Source organism: Staphylococcus sp. GW821-FHT11H10, from assembly GCF_058807855.1.
Genome location: NZ_JBXARC010000007.1, coordinates 30,947 through 52,290, shown reverse-complemented (window position 1 = coordinate 52,290; position 21,344 = coordinate 30,947). Strand labels below are relative to the sequence as shown.

The window sequence follows — 21,344 nt, the reverse complement described above, 5'->3', positions numbered from 1 at the left end:
ATAATTATATAGGTTTTAAATTCATAGTAATAGTAGTAGGGCTTGTGGATTAGTGGATATGTTAAGAAAATCCTTATGTGCCAAAGTTATACACATGTGGATAAACTGTTGATGCTGTGTATTACTTTTAAACATTATCCACATTTACGAATAAAAAGTTTATGACGCTTATAATTAATTATTGCTTCTTATACCATAATAACTTGTCACTATTTTTATTTCCCACTTTATCATTTCATAATCTGTTGTATAACAGTTTTCAACTTTTATTTTATTGATTGCGAATTTCTTTTTCCAAATCTTCAACTTCTTGTTTAAAAATTGTATCGGCTTTAATATCTTTAGCAATCTTTTCGTGCGCATGAATCACTGTCGTATGATCTCGACCACCGAATTCTTCACCAATCTTAGGTAATGAAAAATCGGTAAGTTCTCTTGATAAATACATCGCAATTTGACGTGGATAAGCAATTGATTTTGTACGTTTTTTTGCGCTGAAATCTTCGATGCGAACGTTGTAGTAGTGTCCAACGACTTTTTGAATATCTTGGATTGTAATTTTTTTAGATTTAGGAACTTGAATAATATCTTTGAGCGCTTCTGCCGCTAATTCAGTCGTAATAGGTCTGCCTTGAAGTTTAGAATAGGCAAGCAAACGTGTGAGTGCGCCTTCTAATTCACGGATGTTTGATTGAATTTGATTAGCAATATAATTTAAAGCTTCAGCAGGAATTTCTAAATTCTCTTCTTCGATTTTTTTCTGAAGAATCGCCATACGTGTTTCATAGTCAGGAGGAGTAATATCAACGATTAATCCCCATTCGAAACGAGAACGTAAACGGTCTTCTAATTTTGCAATTTCTTTAGGTGGACGGTCACTTGAAATGACAATTTGCTTCTTATTTTGATGTAATTCATTAAATGTATGGAAGAACTCTTCTTGCGTTTGTTCTTTATTCTGAATAAATTGAATGTCATCAATCAGTAACACGTCGATGTTTCTATACTTTTCTCTAAAGGCTTCAGGTTCATTGTTACGAATTGATTTGATGAAGTCATTTGTGAATTTTTCACTTGAAGTATATAGTACTTTAGCATTTGGTTGATTGCTAAGAACATGATGACCGATCGCATGCATAAGATGTGTCTTACCAAGACCAACGCCACCATATATAAATAGAGGGTTGTATGCTTGTGCTGGTGCTTCAGCAACTGCAAGACTTGCTGCGTGTGGAAATCTATTGCCAGGTCCAATGACGAAAGTATCAAATGTATTGTGAGTATTGAATTGATCTGTGCCTTCATGACCATATTCAATGATTTGACGTTGAGGTTCGCTTGGCGTGTTAGATTTACGACTTGTCTCATCAAGTTCAGCTAATTGTTCAGCAGTGAAAAATTTGGGTTCAACTTCATAACCAATAACATCTTTCATAATTGTTTGGATTACTTCTTTGTAGTTTGAATTTAACCATTCTGCGTAAAATTCATGAATTACAAAGATGATTGCAACATTATCACGAATTTCTTTGAGTTCTGTATCTTTCAAAAAAGTATTAAATGTCGATTTAGATATTTCTGATTCAGCAACTTCTAATACTTTTTTCCAAATTTCTTGTTCTGACATAAAATAAACTCCATCTTCTTTTAAATTTAGGACTTATACACAGACATTTAGACAAGTGGATAAAAATAATCACAGCATGTTAATAATTATCCACAAGTTAATAACATTCAGTGGATAACTTTATATATGCTATGATTTATTCACACTAAATACGTATATAAAATCAATAAATAAATCCTTTAAAAATAATGAGTTAGACGACTTATCCACATAATTATACTTTTTAACTTAGAGAGATGTCAAATAGGTGTGAATATGTTGTTAAACTTGGTATAAATCTGTTAATAATGAATATATTATCCACAGAAACTTGGATCTCATATGTGTATAAGTGGATAATTTTAAAAAACTAACTTTATGTACTACAACAGCTTTGGGAAATAATTTATAAAGATGAATTTAAAATGAATAAAGTTTGAAAGACGCTCGTTTGATGAAATGTATAAATATTAAAAATGAATGTTGGCAAGTGGTTAAAAAAATAACATCTTAATGCAAATGCTGCTTGCTTTATAAATAGTAATTTGTTATATTGTAGTAGTTGCTTGAATTATGACTAGATAAAATTGAATTAAAACAAGAATTCTGATATCAGAAATTATAATTTATCTATTAAAATAATCAGGATCACTACAAGAGCGAGTGAGCTGGATAAATATGTAGATGGAGGTGTTTTGCATGGTAAAACGTACTTATCAACCAAATAAACGTAAACATAGTAAAGTTCATGGTTTCAGAAAACGCATGAGCACTAAAAATGGCCGTAAAGTTTTAGCACGTCGTCGTCGTAAAGGCCGTAAAGTTTTATCAGCATAAGATCACTGACTTCTCAGTGGTCTTTTTTTTCGTTTGAATAGGTATAAATTGAGATACGCTATATCAAAACTAACTTTAACTAAAATGGCAAAGAATAAAATAAGCGAGTGATGTGAACGTGGAGAAAGCTTACCGTATAAAAAAGAATACTGATTTTCAAACGATTTATAAAAGAGGGAAATCGGTAGCAAATAGACAGTTTGTTGTTTATACCTATAATAGTAATAAAAATCATTTTCGATTAGGTATTAGTGTATCTAAAAAATTGGGCAATGCAGTGACTCGAAATAGAATTAAACGTGCGATAAGGGAGAATTTCAAAATTCATAAAGAAGATATTATTGCACGTGATATTATCGTTATTGCTAGGCAACCAGCTAAGGATATGACTACACTTGAAATCCAGGGTAGCTTAGAACATGTATTAAAAATTGCTAAGGTCTTTAATAAAAAGATTAAATAGAAGGGTAGGGGGATTTTAGACTCCTGTTAGTCTGAGGTTAGACAAACCGAAGTCTTACATTATGAGCGATAAATCAACTTATTAGCAATTTTTATAGAAACAAATTACAATGTTATAATGAAATTTTACTTGAATAAGGAGGCGAGGATAATCATGGATTTTGATACGATAACTAGTATTTCAACACCTATGGGTGAAGGGGCAATCGGTATTGTCCGTTTATCTGGACCGCAAGCCGTTGAAATTGGAGATAAGCTATATAAAGGAAAGAAAAAGTTAGAAGACGTAGATTCACATACGATTAATTATGGTCATATCGTAGATCCTGAAACAAATGAAGTTGTTGAAGAAGTTATGATATCTGTGCTAAGAGCACCAAGAACATTTACACGCGAGGACATAATTGAAATTAATTGTCACGGTGGTATTTTAACGATTAATCGAATATTAGAACTTACAATGACGCATGGCGCAAGAATGGCAGAGCCAGGTGAATATACAAAGCGTGCATTCTTGAACGGGCGTATCGATTTATCACAAGCTGAAGCTGTTATGGACTTTATTCGTTCTAAAACAGATCGTGCTTCTAAAGTTGCCATGAACCAAATCGAAGGGCGACTAAGTGATTTAATTAAACGACAACGTCAATCCATTTTAGAAATTCTCGCGCAAGTAGAAGTGAACATTGATTATCCCGAATACGACGATGTTGAAGATGCTACAACTGAGTTCCTATTAGAGCAATCTAAAAAGATTAAAAACGAAATTAATCTATTATTAGAGACTGGCGCACAAGGTAAAATTATGAGAGAGGGTCTTTCAACCGTTATCGTTGGTAAACCAAATGTAGGGAAATCGTCAATGCTAAATAACCTTATTCAAGATAATAAAGCCATCGTAACTGAAGTTGCAGGTACAACTCGTGACGTTTTAGAAGAATACGTCAATGTTAGAGGTGTACCATTAAGATTAGTAGATACTGCAGGTATTCGTGACACTGAAGATATCGTTGAAAAAATTGGTGTCGAACGTTCACGTAAAGCCTTAAGTGAAGCAGATCTAATCTTATTTGTATTAAATAACAATGAGCCATTAACACAAGAAGATCGTACATTATATGAAGTTATTAAAAATGAAGATGCCATTGTAATTGTTAACAAAACTGATTTAGAGCAAAACTTAGATATAAATGAAGTAAAAGAAATGATTGGTGATACACCACTTATCCAAACATCTATGCTTAAACAAGAAGGTATTGATCAACTAGAATTACAAATACGAGATTTATTCTTTGGTGGCGATGTTCAAAACCAAGATATGACTTATGTATCTAATTCAAGACATATCTCTTTATTAAAGCAAGCTAGAAATGCCATTCAAGATGCGATTGATGCAGCTGAATCAGGTATTCCTATGGATATGGTTCAAATTGACTTAACGCGTACATGGGAATTACTAGGTGAAATTATTGGTGAATCTGCTAGTGATGAATTGATTGATCAACTATTTAGTCAATTCTGCTTAGGAAAATAATAGTTTGTACCTCATAGCGATGCAACGTTATATCAAATTATAAATATAAATGAAATTGAGACGGTAGGAAGTCTTATTTATAAAAATAAAGGCAAAGGAAATTTAAAGGAGGTCAATTAGGTGGTTCAAGAATATGATGTAATCGTCATTGGTGCTGGACATGCAGGTATTGAAGCAGGTTTGGCATCTGCAAGACGTGGTGCAAAAACACTAATGCTAACAATTAATCTAGATAATATTGCATTCATGCCATGTAACCCATCAGTAGGTGGTCCAGCGAAAGGTATTGTCGTTCGAGAAATTGACGCATTAGGTGGACAAATGGCTAAAGCGATTGATAAAACACATATCCAAATGCGTATGTTAAATACTGGTAAAGGACCAGCAGTACGTGCGTTACGTGCTCAAGCAGACAAAGTGTTATATCAACAAGAAATGAAACGTGTCATTGAAGATGAAGATAATTTAGACATCATGCAAGGTATGGTGGATGAATTAATTATTGAAGACAATGAAGTAAAAGGTGTCCGCACAAATATCGGTACTGAATATCGCGCTCAAGCGGTTGTTATTACGACAGGTACATTCTTACGTGGTGAAATAATCTTAGGTAACATGAAATATTCAAGTGGTCCAAATCATCAACTTCCATCTATCACGCTAGCTGATAATTTAAGAGAATTAGGGTTTGAAGTTGTGCGCTTTAAAACGGGTACACCTCCACGTGTAAACGCGAAAACAATTGATTATTCTAAGACGGAAATTCAACCTGGTGATGATGTGGGTCGTGCATTTAGTTTTGAAACTACAGAATATATCCTAGACCAATTACCTTGTTGGTTAACATATACTAATGATCGTACACATAAAGTCATCGATGATAATCTACATTTATCAGCAATGTATTCAGGTATGATCAAAGGAACAGGTCCTCGTTATTGTCCATCAATTGAAGATAAATTTGTGCGTTTCAATGATAAACCTAGACATCAACTTTTCCTAGAGCCTGAAGGTCGTAATACAAATGAAGTTTACGTTCAAGGCCTTTCAACAAGTTTACCAGAACATGTACAACGTCAAATGTTAGAAACAATTCCTGGTCTTGAAAAGGCAGACATGATGCGTGCAGGTTATGCCATTGAATATGATGCCATTGTACCAACGCAATTATGGCCAACATTAGAAACTAAAATGATTAAAAATTTATACACAGCTGGACAAATCAATGGTACTTCAGGTTATGAAGAAGCGGCTGGACAAGGTATTATGGCAGGTATCAATGCTGCAGGTAAAGTGCTTGGTACCGGAGAGAAAATCTTAAGTCGTTCAGACGCATATATCGGTGTTTTAATTGATGACTTAGTTACAAAAGGTACGAATGAACCTTACCGCTTATTAACATCTCGTGCAGAATATAGATTATTACTACGTCATGATAATGCTGACTTGCGTTTGACAGATGTAGGTTATGAATTAGGTATGATTTCGGAAGAACGTTACGCGCGTTTTAATGAAAAGCGTCAACAAATTCAAGATGAAATCCAACGTTTAACTGATATTCGTATTAAACCAAATGAACACACACAATCCGTCATTGAGGCAAATGGTGGTTCACGTCTAAAAGATGGCATTCTAGCAATTGATCTATTACGACGTCCTGAAATGACATACAATACAATCTTAGAAATTCTAGAAGAAAGTCATCAATTACCTGAAGCGGTTGAAGAACAAGTTGAAATTCAAACGAAATATGAAGGTTATATCAATAAATCATTGCAACAAGTTGAAAAAGTTAAACGCATGGAAGAGAAAAAAATTCCGGAAGACTTAGATTATAGTAAAGTGGATAGTTTAGCGACTGAAGCTCGTGAAAAATTAGCTGAAGTTAAACCATTGAATATTGCACAAGCATCACGAATCTCTGGTGTTAACCCAGCAGACATCTCAATCTTACTTGTTTATTTAGAGCAAGGTAAATTGCAAAGGGTGAAAAATTAATGAACGGCATAGAATGGCTAGCTAAAGAATTAAGTGAACATGGAATTGAATTGTCAGATAAACAAAAAGAACAATTTCAAACATATTATCGTTTACTTGTAGAATGGAATGAGAAAATGAATCTCACAAGTATTACAGATGAACATGAAGTTTATTTGAAACATTTCTATGATTCAATTACACCAAGCTTTTATTATGATTTCAATCAACCTTTAACCATCTGTGATGTTGGTGCTGGTGCAGGTTTTCCAAGTATTCCATTGAAGGTTGTTTACCCTGAATTGAAAGTAACCATTGTAGATTCTTTGAATAAACGTATTCAATTTTTAAATCATCTAGCTGCTGAACTTGGCTTAACTCAAGTTAGCTTTGTACATGATCGCGCTGAAACATTCGGTAAAGGCGTAAACAGAGAAACGTATGACGTAGTTACAGCACGTGCAGTAGCCAGACTTACAGTGTTAAGTGAATTGTGCCTTCCTTTAGTTAAAAAAGGTGGTCAGTTCATCGCATTGAAGTCTTCTAAAGGAGAAGAAGAATTAGAAGAAGCACAATTTGGGATTAGTATATTAGGTGGCGTCTTTAGTGATTCTTATACATTTGATTTACCAGAAGATGCTGGTGAACGACAAATGATTATTATAGATAAACGTCGTCAAACATCTAAAAAATATCCTAGAAAACCTGGTACGCCTAATAAATCTCCTTTACTAGAAAATTAATAGCACTTACATGTTAAAATTAATTTTAAGAGGAGTGAATGGATAATGAAAAAGCCTTTTTCAAAATTATTTGGATTGAAAAATAAAGATGACATCGTTGGATACATTGAAGAAGATCGCAATTCTAGCGTCGAATCCATTCAAATTGAGCGTATTGTACCTAACCGTTATCAACCAAGACAGGTGTTTGACTCAAGTAAGATTACTGAACTTGCTGAATCTATTGATGAGCATGGTTTATTACAACCCATCGTTGTAAGACCGATTGAAGAGAATATGTATGAAATTATTGCGGGTGAACGACGTTTCAGAGCACTACAGTCACTGCATAAATCTCAAGCAGATGTCATTATACGTCATATGAATGATGAAGAAACAGCAGTTGTAGCATTAATTGAGAATATTCAACGTGAAAATTTATCTGCTGTTGAAGAAGCGGAAGCTTATAAAAAGCTTCTTGAAATTGGTGGCACAACGCAAAGTGAATTAGCTAAAAGTTTAGGTAAAAGTCAAAGTTTTATCGCAAACAAATTGCGACTATTGAAATTAGCACCTAAAGTGATTAATCGTTTAAGAGAAGGCAAGATTACTGAGCGTCATGCTCGTGCTGTCTTATCTCTCAAAGAGGACGATCAAGAAAAGCTAATTGAACAAGTGATTAGCCAAAAATTAAATGTTAAACAAACAGAGGCACGTGTTAAACAGAAAATTGGACCAGAAAAAGTAAAAGCTCAATCTTTCCAATTCTCTAAAGATTTAACACAAGCACGTGACGAAGTTGGAAAAAGTATTCAAGCTATTGAACAATCTGGTATACGTGTAGAACAACGTGATAAAGAACATGATGATTATTACGAAATTAAAATAAAAATTTATAAAAAATAGATGAAAAGTGTGTATGATACCATTTCTTAAGGGATTGGTTTTAAAATGTATATCACTAAATATTAGCACTAAGATGATTAAAAATTGAATTATCTTAGTGTTTTTTTATGTTCAATATGGCAATCATTTTTATTACAAAGTGCTGTTTACATAGCAAATAAATAGATTTACAATATTATTAAACGAAACGTATCGTTTAATAATTAAAGAAGAAGGGTTTATTGTGTTTGGAATATCCATTTCTAGTGCTATTCTTCATTTTGTTATTGGAGGTCTTGCAGTGGCAATTGCATCTATAATGGCTGAGAAAGTCGGTGGTAAAATGGGTGGCATTATCGCTACTATGCCGGCAGTCTATTTAGCCGCAATTATTGCCCTTGCGATAGATCATCGTGGCAATCAATTAGTACAAATGTCAATTCATCTTAGTTCTGGTGCCATTATTGGGATTATATCGTGCATCATAACAGTCTTTCTAACTTCTCTTTATATTAGTAAAAGAGATTATAAAAGAGGTACAGGATTTGCATTAATATGTTGGCTTGTAATTTCTCTAGGTATATTTGTCGTTAGACATATGAATTAATCTTTGGAGGCTTTTGTAATGAAATTAGCATTAATTAAATTCTTGGTTGGAGGATTAGCAGTTACACTTAGTTATATTATTTCTGTTATTTTACCTTGGAAAGAGCTCGGTGGCGTCTTTGCTACATTACCTGCAGTATTCTTAGTTTCATTGTTTATAACAGGAATGCAACATGGCGATGTCATTGCTAAGCACGTTAGTAGAGGTGCAGTGTTTGGCATGACAGGTGTATTAATTAGTATACTAGCAACATGGGCGATGCTTTATTTTACAAATCATTGGTTACTTAGTATTGTTACTGGATTTATTGCATGGTTTGTAAGTGCAGTAATTATTTTTGAAGCGGTTGAATTTATTACGCGTTTAAGAAGGGGAAAACATGGCTGGAAGACCGAAAGATCCGACAATCAATCATAAAATATTTGATGAAATAGATCGATTGTTAGTAACCACTCATTTTAGAGACATTACGATTGATCAAATTTCAGAGAACACAGGTGTTTCAAAAGCAACGATTTATCGTCGTTGGAAAGATAAATCATCGATTATTGTAGATATGTTTGTGAGTAGAACTCAGATTTTTGAAAATGAAAATAAAGATTTATACACAGGATTGTATCAATATTTAGTAAAGATAATGTCTATTTATAAAACCAATCTTGGACGAGCGGTTATTGAAATATTGATTAGTAATCAACAAAATGACGCTCGCGAATTATTTATGCAAGGTTATTTTAAAAATAATCGTAAGATATTAAAATCTATTATTGCTCAACATATTAAAGAAGAGGATCAAGATTTATTTATAGATTTAATCTTCTCACCGATTTATTTTAATATTTTAATTAAACCTGAAACACTCGATGAAGCGTATATTGAAAAAATGTTGAAAATGATATTAAAATCATTTAATGACTAATATTTAATAGTAAATGGAACAGCAATAAATGTTAAGACGCTGTTCCTTTTTTAGACGTCGGGAAGTCTTGCAAATGCTGATATATCAGTATGTAAAAGGATTTTGACAATGAAAAAGATGCGTATGACAAAGAAATTTGGTAGTTTTTTATATGAGGAAACGTTTCTATAGAGATGAAGTGAGATACGGCACATATTTACTATCTTGCTTCTATTCTATGCAAGATTAATCTATATGGTTAAGGAGTTATGGATGATGGAAATCGGTCAACAAATTAGAAAATATAGAGAAAAAGAAAAGTATTCTCAAGAGTACTTAGCTGAGAAATTATATGTTTCGAGACAAACCATTTCTAATTGGGAAAATGAAAGAAGTTATCCAGATATCCATAATTTGTTAATGATGTGTACATTATTTAATGTTTCATTAGATGATCTTGTTAAAGGAGACGTGAAACGTATGGGTCATGAAGAAGTTAAAAAGGACATGGATTTTTGGACGTGGATGATGTTGATTTGGATTTTATTAGCTTGTGTTTTAATAGGACCACTTTTATATTATTTGAGTTGGTGGGGCGTTGCGATTACCTATGTTATTTTTTCTGTAGGTTTTTATAGTAGTACGCAAGTCGACAAAATTAAATATAGGCACGGTATGGATAATTATGATCGAATCGTTGCATTTATGAATGGTCAAGATCCAAACGAAGTTCAGACGAGTAAAACACGTAATCTCATTACGAGCATCTTATCATTTGTCTTTGTAGTAGGTGCATTTGTAATCATATGTTGGTTAAGTATTTATTTGTCATTTAAATTTTTACCGTAATCAATTAAAAAGACCTAAGAAGCGGAAATGCTTCTTAGGTTTTTTAAAAATTTCACTTTAAATTTTGCCCATCGCGTCTTCTTCTACCGAATAATAATACACTACCTAAACTTGCAAACATTGTTGCTAATAATGATTTATTTATATTAGCATCGTCGCTACCAGTATTTGGTAGGTGCTTCGGTTGATTTAGTTGTTTAGGTGTTGGTGGCACATGATGTGTCGGTGGTACACCTGGTTTTTCAGGTGGGTTGCCTGGCGGGTTAACTGGAGGTTGACCCGGTGTTTTAGGCGGATTATGTGGTGGTTTGTTTGGCGTTGGTGGTACGGGAGGTTTAACAGTGTTGTTAAACTCAGTATCATTTATTCCAACTGATTTACCGCCTGAACTGTTGTAAGTTACAGTTGCTTGTAAATTACCAGTTTCTGGATTTTCAGTAACTACCACTGTTGATTTGATAGACATTGTATCATAAGCAATATTTGAATCTGTTCCCACTTGTTCAGTGATTTGGTAAATATAAGTGCCTACTTTATTGAATTTAATTGGTAAGAAATTCACTTTACCATTCGCATCATTTGTTGCTGATTGCTCTGGGTGATCAGGAGTGTTTAAATCCGTTAAGATGAATGTGTAATCTCCACCTTTAAGTTGACCACCTTCCAATTTCTTAGTCACTTTGAATTCAAAGTTTACTGGTACTGGTTTTACTTTATTTACACGTTTTTCTGACGGTTTAGGAGGTGGTACTTCATTGCCACCTTTGGCTGGGTTAAAGAACTGCACAGACTGATTAGCTACATTAGTGATGTCTTTACTAGCTTTGGCACTGTCTTTAATGACCCCGACAATATCTAATTTGTAATAACGTCCAAATGGCATTTGCGCATTATCTAGCACATGGTCTTTGACTAAACTATCTTTTGATGTAGCTATGATAACACCATTCTCATCTGTGATATCAAATAAGTTTGTAACGTCCTGTCCAGTAATACCGTCGTATACCTTAATACTTTGAACAGCTACGCTTGTTTCATCATAGTCATCAGTAATGCCTAATTTATTAATTTTATTCTCTGGTGTTAAGTGTGTTGTATCTAACCAAACTTGATACACAATTTTATCGCCACGATTAAGCGTTTTAGTATTGATGTTTTCTGGTTCATTATTAGTTGTTTGATCCGCATAAGGGTTCACATTAGTATCTGCATATTTATTCGCTAATTCACTATCATCATCTAATAATTTATTTGCTGTAATATCATATTTTTCCACTGATAAATCAAATTTTTCAGGTTGGAATACAGGTGTCGGTGGTGTTGGAGGAACAAATGTATTGTTGAATTCAGTATCTGCTGGCGCAATCGATGTTGCTGTAAGTACATGTAAATCTTTAGTGATATTTACAGTTACAATTGCTTTCATAGAATCACTACTGATATTCGGTAAGTTACTAGGAACTTCTTCAACAGTATACGTGAAGGTTTTACCAGCATCGGCATTAGTATAAGTCGGACGTTTACCTTCAATAAAGTTGAAGTTTATTTGACCTGTCGCATTATTTGTACCTGTAGCGATAACTTCTCCGTCAGCATTTTTCATAGTGAATTGAAACTCTTCATTGTTTAACGGACGGCCAACTAGAGATTTTGTAAAATGAACGTCAAAGTCTAATTGCTTAGGTGCTACATAATAGTTAGTGAATGCTTGGTTATTATCAGTATCTGAATCATATGCGTAACTCACATTTGCGTTTAAAGCCACATTTTCTTCGGTTACTGTAACAGTTGCTGTAATCGTTAATGGTTCAGCATCAAAATTTGAGTTAAGGTTAGCTTTATTTTCTGTAATTGTATAAGTGTAAGTACCTGGTTTTGTAAATGAAATCTTATCAAATGTAACTGAACCATCTGCTGCATTTGTTTTTGATTGCGAAGTCTCTGGAATAGCTGGTGAATTAGGACCGGCTACAATATTGAAAGTGAATTCACCTTGCGCTAGCGTATGTTCGCCTTTAACTACTTTATTTGCCTTTAATGTGACTTCAACAGGGTCTATTGCTGTGTAGTAATAAATAATAGGATGCGCTTTAGCTAATAAGTTTTGTAAACGGAAGTTACTTCCACGTCCTACTTGTACACCATTTATTGATTGATTAGGAGCAAATATATTCCCAACAGCACCTTCGCCAGCACTAGCTGGTTGAATAAGAAATGGTATATTATATCCAGGAATATAAATCTGTTTACCTAAATCATTTTTATTTCTTTCGCCAGGTCTTAACGTTGCTTCATAAACTTTCACATAATTTGTTGTATCGATACCTGTGTTTTTCGCAGATTCAGACATGTGATCCACCGATAAAGTCCAAATTTCGATACGTGTTGTACCATCTTCTCCGATAATTTCTTTGATACGTTTGACACCACCATTATTCGTTTCAGCATCCACATATCTCAACCCAACTTGGTATGGGCGAACCATTGTACCAATCATGTGATTAGGCTCAGCAATTTGATATAATTTGTAACCTTCAAATTCACGTGAGTTTGAAGCGGTATAGATTTGTCCATCCATACCTTTAATCGTATAGTGTGCTAGCTCTTTTTCAGTGAAATCTGGTTGGTATGTTTGAGCGTTTATATCAGTCTTATCTGCTTGATAAGTGGGGTTATTCTTAGTAACAACACGATAATAGGTCGTTTCAGGAACAATGTGGGGCACATAATATTGTGGATCTGTAATGGTTGTTCCTTCATTCGCCTGGTTAAATAAATCGTAAATTTGTATGCCGCTTCGTCTATCTTCTAAGCTACCATTATCATCTATTTCAAAACGTGCTCTAATAGTTGAAACTGTGTTTTTGAATGAGTCTAATGTATTTAAAAAAGTGAAATTGATATGACCATATTTCGCTTTTTGAGGATCATGAGCAGCTACTGCGATTTCTAGAGAATTTTGACCAATGGATACAGTGCCAGGTGAATTGATCTGTTTCGTTTCTACTACAGTATTTGTCTCACCGTTAACTAATTCAATCGTTACGTCATTAGAATCATCGTAGGGCTTAGATAAACGATAATAATATTTTGTTTGATAGGCAGCATTAAAATCTTTAAGATCTGTTATCGCAAATGTATACTGATTTGGATCAGGACTTTTTTCAAATACGACGTTTGGTGTTGGGACAGTATTTGAATCTTTAGGTTGTAGAATGGCAACATCTCTACTTTTAACTGATGCACCATTAGCATCATCCATATTAGGTGTTGCAGTTGTCGTTGTATCCTCTAAGACGCCTTCTGAAGTAATTGGTGACGTTGCTGAACGACGTGAACGCGTATGTATTACTTTCTTCTCTATTTGAGATGAAGCGGCAATGGCTTGCGCATTTGCATTTTCTTTAACTGAGTGAGTTGTCTTACTCGTTATTTGTGATTGAATTTCTGCTTTTGTTGTATTTTCTGTATTTTTTAGGGGATTAGATTGATATGTTGAAGCTGCATTTTGTACGTCTTCGTGTGTTGAATTATTGGCTTTCTTTTCAAAAGATTGTGGATTGGAAGCCGTGTCCGTTGTTAACGTACTATTATGTAATTCACTCGCATGAGCTACATCTTGAAAGCCCACAAATAAAAAGGCACCTAATAGTACGGAGCCTGTTCCTATTGAAAACTTTCGAATAGAGAAGCGATATTTAGTTTTTTGAAGCATAACTTGATGTCCTTTCTTAGATGAATAAAATATTTCTGTCAATTTAATTATAAAAAATATAAAATAAAAAATATTAATATATAATGATCATAATTATTAAAATAAAAAGCAAAGGGGTAGGATAGAATCCTTTTGAATTCTATCCTACCCCCAACTTACTTAGCTTGTAGAATTTCTTTGTGAAATTCTTTATGTTTGGGCCCCAAACCCCGTATGTATGATTAGAGCTGAGAATCGCTTGATTTAAAGCGCCTTCTCAGCTCAATTAATTACTGCTTGTTTTCAATGTAGACATATTTATTCAAAAAGCTTTGTTTTCAATATTAGTTACTATTCTTTTCTTCATAACGTTTTAGAATATAACCACCACCAAGTAAGCCTACCGGCACTCCAATAAATGGTGTCACAATGCCACTTAATATGAAGACGATAAGTACTAACATAAGACCGTTAAACCAATTGACTTTCAAACTTAATAAATCCTCGTAAGATTTGCGAATTAATTCTTTAATATTCATTTAAACAACGTCCTTTCTTTTCAATTATTAAATAGAGTGTTTTACAATTCGATTTGCATGGATAAATGAGATTGCTGCAAAGATAAGGTAAACAAGTGAATAAACAATCATCACAATGATAATCGGTATAGGAGAGTATTCTCCCATTAGTTTCATAAATACCATTGCAGCAAATAGTGCGTGTAATAATGCGATGATTAAAGGTAAACCGAAGTTGAATAGAATCTTTAATGCTAGACCTTTCGTCATATCCGTGTGTGTGAAGCCGATACGTCTTAATATGCGATAATTGTTAATTTCATCTTCGGTTTCATCCATTTGTTTAATATAGATAATACATCCCGCTGCGATGAGAAACGCTAATCCTAAGAATGATGTGACAAATATTAGAATACCATTACTTTCATCTAGCATTTTCTTCGTGTCATTTTTTAATTCTACATTTGGACTTACTTTCTGAGCTAATGTCTCCGCTTTGGAGAGGTCTTTATGATCTTTGATATTAAATCCATAATGATGCATCAGTTGGTCCTTCATTTTCAATTTATTGAAATTATCTGGACTTACTTTTAAGACAGGACCACCTATAGAAACGGTCGACGGAATTACCTCATTGTCATCCTTTTTATTCACGTTTAATGTCATTTTTTGTTGACCTTGAAGTGTCATATCTTTATTCGTATGAACACTTACAATGCCAGAAAGCGGTCCTTGTAGGTTAGTAATTGTAGCATGGTTACCTTTATTATTTTTATCTGGCATCACAACGATACCAGTATTTTGCATACCTTCGTTTGTTTTACTTTTTAAGGCATCATTTTTAAACAATTTCGTATTACTACCTTCAAATGTTTTCGTGTCATATTGAATATGATTTTGTTTTAATAGTTTTTCATACTTTTGAGCTGATTCTGTTTTAGAAAAGTTAACGTCTTGAGGAGACGATACTTGAATCATATAGTCCGTATTGGCTTTACTAATCGCGCCAAAACACAGAATAGTTACTGTCACAGCTGAAATTACCGCAATAATTGTTAGTGACATCGCATTTTTCTTCATGCGATGCATAATTGATGAAGTAAATACGACATCTGTAATTGAAATGCGTCCATGTTTAGACTTTTTCAGTGATTTAAATATGATAGATACTGAACTTCTAAAGAATAGATAAGCCCCCACAACGGTTAGAAACAGAATTAAGAAAGGTGTGACTAAGACCATTGTTAAAACTTCGAACTTACCAAACATTTCAGTAGAAATATAATACCCAAAGATGATCATGATAATGCCTAGAATACCGGCAATAAGTTCAGGAACGGTAATTTTAGCTTTAGTAGCTTCTGATTTAGTACTGTCCTTCATCATTGACAGAATGGTTCTTCTTTTTAGGAAAAGGAAGTTCTGGAACATAATCAAGATAAATGCTAGTACGAGCATCACAATTGTTTGTATTAACGCAGGAAATTCAAATCCGATTGATACACCTACTTTCAAATGCATCATCTTCACTAGAATGTTAAGTAGAATTTCAGAGCCTACAATACCAATTAAAATACCTATGATGCCAGTAATAAAAAAGAATGTAAGTTGCTCGATAGCTAGCATTCTTAAAATGTTTTGTCGTGTTAATCCAATAAGTTGGAATAGCGCAAATTCTCGTGTTCTACGTTTAATAAATAATTGGTTCGCATACATTAAGAAAATAATAATTGTAATAAATAGGAAAACTGAGCCTACTTTAGCACCTTCTTGAATAACTTTTGGAGAACCACCATTATTAATACTATGTGTGTACTGCAAAGTGACAAAGCTAAAGTATAAAATAATACTAAAAATGAGTGAAAAAAGATACAGTGCATAATTTTTGAAATTACTTTTTAAGTTTTTGAGTGTAATTTGATTAAACGTCATTTGCGACACCACCTAAGGCTGACTGTAATTGAATGATTTCATTATAAAATTCGCGTTTAGATTTATCTTCTTGATGGATTTCTGAATGAATATTGCCATCTTTTAACATAATGACACGCTGTGCGAAACTCGCTGCAGATGGGTCATGAGTTACCATGATTATCGTGCTATTGAATCGCTCGTTCATATCTTCTAGACGGTTGAGTAAGTCTTGCGCACTTTTCGAATCAAGTGCTCCTGTCGGTTCATCGGCAAAGATAATAGCCGGTTTATGAACGAATGCACGTGCGGCAGCGGTACGTTGTTGCTGACCACCTGATATTTCGCTTGGATATTTATCGCTTAACTCATAAATACCGAGTGCTTCAGTAACTTCTTTATAATTTTGTTCCATCTCATCTTTACTTACTTTTTGAACGGATAGTGGCAACATAATGTTTTCTTTAACAGTTAAGGTAGGTAAGACACTATAATCTTGGAAGATAAATCCAAGTTCTTTCTTACGAAATTGTGCTAACTGCTTATCTTTAAGTTGATTAATTTCATTGCCACTTACTTCTACAGTTCCTCCAGAAATACTATCGATGGAACTAATGACATTGAGGAGGGTAGTCTTACCTGAACCTGAAGGTCCCATTATGGCGACGAATTCTCCTTTGTCCACTGAAAAGTTGATGTCGTGTAGGGCTTTATATTTTTGTTTACTTCCGTATACTTTTGATAAATGATTGACGTTTAGAATTGGCATGTCGATCGCACTCCTTATTTGATTTATAATTTTTCTTTTGCTTTAGTTGGAATTTTTGATTTTTTAACTTCTTCGAATGACTGAATTGTGTGAGATTTTTCGCGTACAACTAAGTAATGATTTTGTTTTAATTTTTTAGATGCTGTGTATTCAATTTTTTTAGATTTACCATCTTTCGTGTAACCCGTTTGATTGTAATGATAGATATAGAAATCTTTTTCTTTATCAACGACTTCTACTTTCGATGGCTTTTGAGTCTTAACGTAATATTCATATGTTGGGGCTAGAGGATTGAGCTTGTTCCAGTCATTGATTGAATGATTGTTAGGGTGTTGATTGGAATAAGCATTTAATCCAAACAATCCTCCGATAACGATAATTGCAATGACGACAATTGTAATGAATATATTTCTTAAGGTTTTCAATATCATCACTCCTTGTTTCTATTACACTTATAATTGTAGAAGGGTTGCGTCAGTACTGCCTTTATCTAACCTTACAAAGTCGATGTCATTTCTTACGAATATGAAAGATTGGATTATTTTTTGAAAATGTAAGTAAGAAGGCATTCTTAAATGTGATAACTTGAATAGTAATCTTGTGAGAGGTTTGTTACGATGAAGCTATCAATAAGTACGCTAAGGATGAATTTCTTGATGAGCTTAATTTTCAAAACGAAGTAAATTGATTAACGTTACGGTTTTTAAAGATGAGTGAAACGACTTTGCAATATATTTGTGATAAAGTAAGTTGTGTTTATAAAAGATGATAGGCGGGGTTTAATTGAAAAAAGAGATAATTGAATGGATTGTAGCCATTGGTGGCGCACTCTTAATTGTAGGTATTGTATTAAAGTTTATTGGAACATCATACACAGTATCAGGTTCATCGATGTATCCAACTTTCCAAGATAGAAATAAAGTGATAGTTAGTAAGATTTCGAAAACATTGAACCACATTGATAATGGTGATGTCGTTGTCTTCCATGAAGATGCACAACGTGATTTTATTAAGCGTGTGATTGGTACGCCAGGTGATAAAGTTGAGTATGAAGGTGATCAATTATATGTTAATGACAAAAAGGTATCAGAGCCTTATTTAGATTATAATAAGAAGCATAAACAAGGTAAGTATTTAACAGGTACATTTAAAACAAGCCAAGTGAACGGAGCAAATGGTAAAAATAAAATTCCTAAAGATAAGTATTTAGTTTTAGGTGATAACAGACAAAATAGTGTAGATAGCCGTTTGGCTGAAGTTGGTTTAGTAGATAAAGACCAACTTGTAGGTAAAGTTGTTTTAAGATATTGGCCATTTAATAAATGGGAAGCAGGTTTTAACCCAGGCACATTTTAGAAAAAACAATTAAATGAATAAAATTTATTGTCGGTGGAGTCTTAGACTTCATCGTTTTTTTATTTCAGTATAGTTAAGGCAATATTTAGATTATTATATTAAATGAACTTATCTAAATATTGCTTTTTAAAATATATATTTATTTTGATAAAAAGTTCAAAATAATATAGAAAGCAACACAAAATAAATGATATACTTTTTGAAGATTTAAAAAATAAAAAATTGGAGGGATTCCTATGCAATGTCCAAATTGCGGAAATGCTATCGAACCTAACGATTTATTTTGTGGAGAGTGTGGCCATAAAATAGATAGACAGTCTCAGACTATTAATTCTGCTGAAAAAGATATCTCTAATGCTGAAGCTAATGGCCGACGACAGGATTCAAATGAATCATTAGGTGAAGGTAACGAAACGACATCACATCAAAGTAATCATTTATCAAGAACAAACGAATCGAAACACGATAAACATTCTTATGAAGAAGGTAAAGTGCCAGATCATCAGCATGTACCTGAACAGACTACATCGACACAACAACATCAAATGCATCAACCACAGTCAAATCAGCACCAACAACCTCACAACAACGTAGCACATACATATCACAATCAACAACAATACAATCAGTCATATTCAAACCATCAACAACCACAACAAACAAGCCAATTTAGTGACCATGCAAAAGAAGTGACAGAAGAAAGTAAAGGTTTCTTTAGAAGTGCTTTCGCTTCACCTGATCAAGTACTAAAAAGCCAACAAGCATTTAGTTTTAAATTGTTATTTTCTTTAATCATTGTCGGTTTATTAGTCGTAGCACTGTTACTTGCTATTGTAATTCCTTCATCAGTTGGAATGTTTGAAACACCAAAAAGCCAAATTATCTTTTCTGTTATGTTAGGTGTCATTTTATTCCTAGCAGTGATAGTGGGAGCAACATATGGTATTTCGCGCTTAGTAGTTAGACAGCCAATTACATTTAAAAAAGTACTGTCAGATTTTGTACTTATTAATAGTGTTTCAGTGGCAGTACTATTGATTGCACTTATTTTAATGTTCGCTAATTCTTTTAGCTTTGGTGGCGCATTATTTATGCTATCCATTCTATTAATCGTTGTTTCAGGTGTTTACATGATTGCCAAATATAGTGCAAATCATCATACGCGCTTTTCTAGTTTTTACGGTGTGATTATTTACATTATTGTGTTCTTCTTATTTGTGACTATTTTCGGTGAATCTTTATTTAACCAAATCTTTGGAAACTTAATCAGTGAGTTCAATAATCTATTTGATGGGAGTTCGATTTACTAATGAAATATTGTAGTAATTGTGGTCAACCTCTTCGCGAAGGTGTGAAGGTATGTACAAATTGTGGGAAACCCGTTCAGCAATCTAAACCAAATCACTCTAACACACAGCAAGATTATCACAACCAAAGTCGACAAGATAAGCATGAGCAACATCAATATCAAGGGTATAATAACCATAATCAAAACGGTTATGCCGACAGACATGATCAACAACCACGTAAAGGCGATAATAAAAAGACTTGGATTATTATTGCAGTTATAGCTGTATTGCTAATTGCTTTGATCGTTGCATTTTCAGTATTAAAAAATCAATTTTCTCCGGAAAAGCAAGCATCTAATATTGCACAAGCAATTAAGAAAGATGACGAAAAAGCATTAGCCAAAGAAGTTACAACTCAAAATGACCAAAAATTAAGCAAACAAGAAGCACGCGCATATTTAAACTACATCAAAACAGAAGATGACTTAAATAATGTCGGTAGTAATGTAGAACAAAGTGCGAAAGAAATTAAAGATAATCGTTATAATAATTTATCTGTGGATGCTAATGGAAATAATGTGTTAAATATTTCAAAGGATGGCAAGAGATTCCTATTTTTTGATAATTATTCATTCAATGTTCCACAAAAATCAGTGAGCATTTATCCAAGTAGTAGTGGAGATATTACTTACGAATACAATGGTAAGAAGCGTACGACAACGGTTACGGAAGATGATGAAAAAACGTTAGGTACGTTCCCAATCGGTGATTACAATTTAAAAGCAACAAAAGACATCGATGGTAAGAAATTCAAAGGTGCGCTAATGATTAACATGAGTGATGACGCTACTGCTTATGAATCATTTAAACAAAAACGTTTCACAGTCAGCGTTGATGGCGGCTATATGTTAAACAATGTGAAAATATACGCGAATGATAAAGAAATCGGAAGTGAATCATCTTCTGAAACATTTGGACCATATGACCCTGATGAAGAAGTAACCGTTTATGCACAAGGTACTTATGAAGGTAAAACGTTCAAATCAGATTCTGTTAATGTGACTAGTTCTGGGGAAGACGATGATGACGTAACAGATGTCACAGTTACGTTTAATGATGATGAGATTGATAAGTATATCGATGACAAAATGGATGCTGAGTCTGATAGTGATAGCGATGATTCTGATTCAAGTTCAGGCGAAGTGACACGTGATAACGTCATTGATAAAGTAGAATCATACGAAGGTCATACGTTAGATACGGATACTTACACATACAAAGAACCAGAAAAAACAGATGATGGTAAATGGGGCTTCTCATTTACTGACAAAGACGGAGATTTAGCCGGATCATATACTGTTGACACTGACGATGGTTACGTAACTGAATACGATGAAGATGGTGAAGAAGTCGGTTCTGGTTATTAATAA

19 protein-coding genes are annotated in these 21,344 nt (G+C 33.6%); 13 read left to right on the top strand and 6 right to left on the bottom strand.

Annotated elements, in window-relative coordinates; all coding sequences use genetic code 11:
* Positions 1-271: 271 nt before the first annotated feature.
* Positions 272-1,627 carry a chromosomal replication initiator protein DnaA gene (dnaA, locus tag AC1RRU_RS05605; protein ID WP_011274359.1) on the bottom strand — a complete coding sequence of 452 codons (1,356 nt, stop codon included), beginning with the start codon at positions 1,625-1,627 and terminating at the stop codon, positions 272-274.
* A 678-nt stretch (positions 1,628-2,305) separates the two neighbouring features.
* On the opposite strand from dnaA, the gene rpmH reads away from it, so the two are divergent.
* From rpmH to AC1RRU_RS05555, 10 genes are all read left to right on the top strand, one after another.
* A complete protein-coding gene (gene rpmH, locus AC1RRU_RS05600; RefSeq protein WP_000240855.1) occupies positions 2,306-2,443 on the top strand; it encodes a 50S ribosomal protein L34 in 138 nt (45 codons plus the stop codon).
* A 112-nt stretch (positions 2,444-2,555) separates the two neighbouring features.
* Positions 2,556-2,906: a ribonuclease P protein component gene (rnpA, locus tag AC1RRU_RS05595; protein WP_162838898.1), complete on the top strand. Its 351-nt coding sequence runs from the start codon at positions 2,556-2,558 to the stop codon at positions 2,904-2,906.
* A gap of 153 nt (positions 2,907-3,059) precedes the next feature.
* Positions 3,060-4,439 (top strand): tRNA uridine-5-carboxymethylaminomethyl(34) synthesis GTPase MnmE, encoded by a 1,380-nt coding sequence (mnmE, locus tag AC1RRU_RS05590; protein WP_011276915.1) that lies wholly within the window; start codon positions 3,060-3,062, stop codon positions 4,437-4,439.
* A 120-nt stretch (positions 4,440-4,559) separates the two neighbouring features.
* Positions 4,560-6,437 carry a tRNA uridine-5-carboxymethylaminomethyl(34) synthesis enzyme MnmG gene (gene mnmG / locus AC1RRU_RS05585; RefSeq protein WP_011276914.1) on the top strand — a complete coding sequence of 626 codons (1,878 nt, stop codon included), beginning with the start codon at positions 4,560-4,562 and terminating at the stop codon, positions 6,435-6,437.
* Positions 6,437-7,159, top strand: a complete 723-nt coding sequence (rsmG, locus tag AC1RRU_RS05580) for a 16S rRNA (guanine(527)-N(7))-methyltransferase RsmG (RefSeq protein WP_011276913.1) — start codon at positions 6,437-6,439, stop codon at positions 7,157-7,159. The genes mnmG and rsmG overlap by 1 nt, the downstream gene beginning before the upstream one ends.
* Before the next feature lie 45 nt (positions 7,160-7,204).
* Positions 7,205-8,044 (top strand): nucleoid occlusion protein, encoded by an 840-nt coding sequence (gene noc, locus AC1RRU_RS05575; RefSeq protein ID WP_011276912.1) that lies wholly within the window; start codon positions 7,205-7,207, stop codon positions 8,042-8,044.
* Positions 8,045-8,267: 223 nt separating this feature from the next.
* Positions 8,268-8,630 carry a DUF3147 family protein gene (locus tag AC1RRU_RS05570; protein ID WP_016930935.1) on the top strand — a complete coding sequence of 121 codons (363 nt, stop codon included), beginning with the start codon at positions 8,268-8,270 and terminating at the stop codon, positions 8,628-8,630.
* A gap of 18 nt (positions 8,631-8,648) precedes the next feature.
* Entirely contained in the window at positions 8,649-9,047 is a 399-nt protein-coding gene (locus tag AC1RRU_RS05565; protein ID WP_011276910.1) for a DUF3147 family protein, read from the top strand.
* Positions 9,010-9,549: a TetR/AcrR family transcriptional regulator gene (locus AC1RRU_RS05560; protein ID WP_011276909.1), complete on the top strand. Its 540-nt coding sequence runs from the start codon at positions 9,010-9,012 to the stop codon at positions 9,547-9,549. The genes AC1RRU_RS05565 and AC1RRU_RS05560 overlap by 38 nt, the downstream gene beginning before the upstream one ends.
* Positions 9,550-9,804: 255 nt before the next feature.
* The gene (locus AC1RRU_RS05555) at positions 9,805-10,377 is read left to right on the top strand and encodes a helix-turn-helix domain-containing protein (protein WP_011276907.1); all 573 of its coding nucleotides are present in this window, start codon (positions 9,805-9,807) and stop codon (positions 10,375-10,377) included.
* A gap of 52 nt (positions 10,378-10,429) precedes the next feature.
* On the opposite strand, the gene AC1RRU_RS05550 is transcribed toward AC1RRU_RS05555, so the two are convergent.
* The 5 genes from AC1RRU_RS05550 to AC1RRU_RS05530 form a co-directional block, all read right to left on the bottom strand.
* A complete protein-coding gene (locus AC1RRU_RS05550; RefSeq protein WP_016930936.1) occupies positions 10,430-14,092 on the bottom strand; it encodes a Spy0128 family protein in 3,663 nt (1,220 codons plus the stop codon).
* Between the two features lie 323 nt (positions 14,093-14,415).
* A complete protein-coding gene (locus tag AC1RRU_RS05545; protein ID WP_011276905.1) occupies positions 14,416-14,610 on the bottom strand; it encodes a VraH family peptide resistance protein in 195 nt (64 codons plus the stop codon).
* Between the two features lie 27 nt (positions 14,611-14,637).
* The gene (locus tag AC1RRU_RS05540; protein ID WP_011276904.1) at positions 14,638-16,521 is read right to left on the bottom strand and encodes an ABC transporter permease; all 1,884 of its coding nucleotides are present in this window, start codon (positions 16,519-16,521) and stop codon (positions 14,638-14,640) included.
* Positions 16,511-17,269, bottom strand: a complete 759-nt coding sequence (locus tag AC1RRU_RS05535) for an ABC transporter ATP-binding protein (RefSeq protein WP_011276903.1) — start codon at positions 17,267-17,269, stop codon at positions 16,511-16,513. The genes AC1RRU_RS05540 and AC1RRU_RS05535 overlap by 11 nt, the downstream gene beginning before the upstream one ends.
* 23 nt (positions 17,270-17,292) lie before the next feature.
* Entirely contained in the window at positions 17,293-17,700 is a 408-nt protein-coding gene (locus tag AC1RRU_RS05530) for a YxeA family protein (protein WP_011276902.1), read from the bottom strand.
* A gap of 352 nt (positions 17,701-18,052) precedes the next feature.
* Between AC1RRU_RS05530 and lepB the strand changes: the two genes are divergently transcribed.
* The 3 genes from lepB to AC1RRU_RS05515 all read left to right on the top strand — a co-directional run bounded on the left by lepB (position 18,053) and on the right by AC1RRU_RS05515 (position 21,341).
* Positions 18,053-18,625 carry a signal peptidase I gene (gene lepB, locus AC1RRU_RS05525; RefSeq protein WP_011276901.1) on the top strand — a complete coding sequence of 191 codons (573 nt, stop codon included), beginning with the start codon at positions 18,053-18,055 and terminating at the stop codon, positions 18,623-18,625.
* A 236-nt stretch (positions 18,626-18,861) separates the two neighbouring features.
* A complete protein-coding gene (locus tag AC1RRU_RS05520; RefSeq protein WP_011276900.1) occupies positions 18,862-19,935 on the top strand; it encodes a zinc-ribbon domain-containing protein in 1,074 nt (357 codons plus the stop codon).
* Entirely contained in the window at positions 19,935-21,341 is a 1,407-nt protein-coding gene (locus tag AC1RRU_RS05515) for a zinc ribbon domain-containing protein (protein WP_493196464.1), read from the top strand. Before AC1RRU_RS05520 ends, AC1RRU_RS05515 begins: the two co-directional genes overlap by 1 nt.
* The last annotated feature ends 3 nt before the right edge of the window (positions 21,342-21,344 follow it).